Raw genomic sequence first — 1,393 nt, forward strand, 5'->3', positions numbered from 1 at the left:
AGTCAAGTCCACAATCCTGTGTAAATTTGAGAATCAATGTTTTCACCTAACTAGTTTTTTGGTAGGGTTTATTATTTTTTGGAGAAAGAGGGGGTACCCCCTCTTTCTCCAAAAATTTTCGCTTCGCGTGAGGCATAGGGCGGTCATGGTAAGTATTTTCGGTTGCCTTGATCTAACGTTTTCTCGTAATCCATTAATACTGCCCCAATTAAACGTAATGCTGATTGGGTATTAGGAAAAATTCTAATTACGCGCTCTCTTCTTCTAATTTCTACATTTAGGCGCTCTAAATTGTTCGTTGTTCTAATTTTGGTACGATTTTCGATAGGTTCATCCAAAAATTGAATCGCATCCTCAAAGCCGTCATCTAATACTTCAATCGCTTTTTCATAACCTTTTTCATTTTCATATGCCTGAATAAATTCACCTTTAAGCTTTCTTGCTTCCTCTGGAGAAGGTGCATCAAACATCCGTTTCAACATCTCTTTGGCCTCAATTGAGTTCTTCTTCGGCATCCGATCGACGATATTCCATTTGAAATGGAAGGTACAGCGTTGCCAGCTTGTTGCGATGAATGAATCCTTAATGGCATTTTTCAAGCCTTCATGTGCGTCAGAAATAACCATTCTTGGAGACTGCAATCCTCTTGCTTTTAACTGATCGAAAAATTGAGTCCAGCCTGCTTTAGTCTCGGCATGATTAACACTTAGACCAATGATCTCTCTTTTGTTTTTATCATTTACTCCCACCGCAATATACACCGCTTTAGACACGACTTTATTATGCTCTCTTACTTTGATATACATGGCGTCGACAAAGATATATTTATAGTACATGACATTGAGTGGGCGCTCAGCCCATGTCTTTACGATGGGATCTAATTTAACTGTAAGACTTGAGACCATAGACTTGGAGACACTTTCACCACAAAGTTGTTCCACAATCTTTGTTACCTTACGAGTAGAAACACCATTAACCACCATTTCAAGCATAGATAAAACGAGTGCTTGATCTGAGCGTTGGTATTTCTCAAATAAGGTCGTAGAGAAATCGCCATTTCTCGTACGAGGAACCTTAAGATTAAGCTTTCCAACCGCTACTGTAAAGTCTCTTTCATAGTAGCCATTTCGATAGTCTTTACGGTTTCCAACCCTCTCGTAATACTTAGATTCCATATATTCATCGCGCTCTTTTTCCATATACTCATTTAATACCAGTACAAGAGAAGATTTAATCACGGCATCTAAACCAGAGTTCATGACCTCCTCTTTTAAATCTTCCATATTTAGGGTAAACTTAATTTGAGTCATATCAATTTCTCCTTTACGGTTTTTCGTGGTTGAAAACATTGTAACCAGAAATTGATATGGCTTATTCTTTTTACACAATTATA

Annotated in this window: 1 protein-coding gene; it reads right to left on the minus strand. The window is 37.8% G+C overall.

Annotated elements, in window-relative coordinates; translation table 11 throughout:
- Positions 1–143: 143 nt before the first annotated feature.
- On the minus strand, positions 144–1,310 hold the full coding sequence (locus tag ACNSTQ_RS23005) for an IS256 family transposase (RefSeq protein ID WP_418202053.1): 1,167 nt from the start codon (positions 1,308–1,310) through the stop codon (positions 144–146).
- Positions 1,311–1,393 lie beyond the last annotated feature (83 nt).

Source organism: Alkalihalobacterium sp. APHAB7 (genome assembly GCF_048323755.1).
Taxonomy (GTDB): domain Bacteria; phylum Bacillota; class Bacilli; order Bacillales; family Bacillaceae_F; genus Alkalihalobacterium.

Excerpts from the sequence above, each read along its gene's own strand:
- ACNSTQ_RS23005 (WP_418202053.1), bottom strand. The coding sequence starts at position 1,310 with ATGACTCAAATTAAGTTTACCCTAAATATGGAAGATTTAAAAGAGGAG.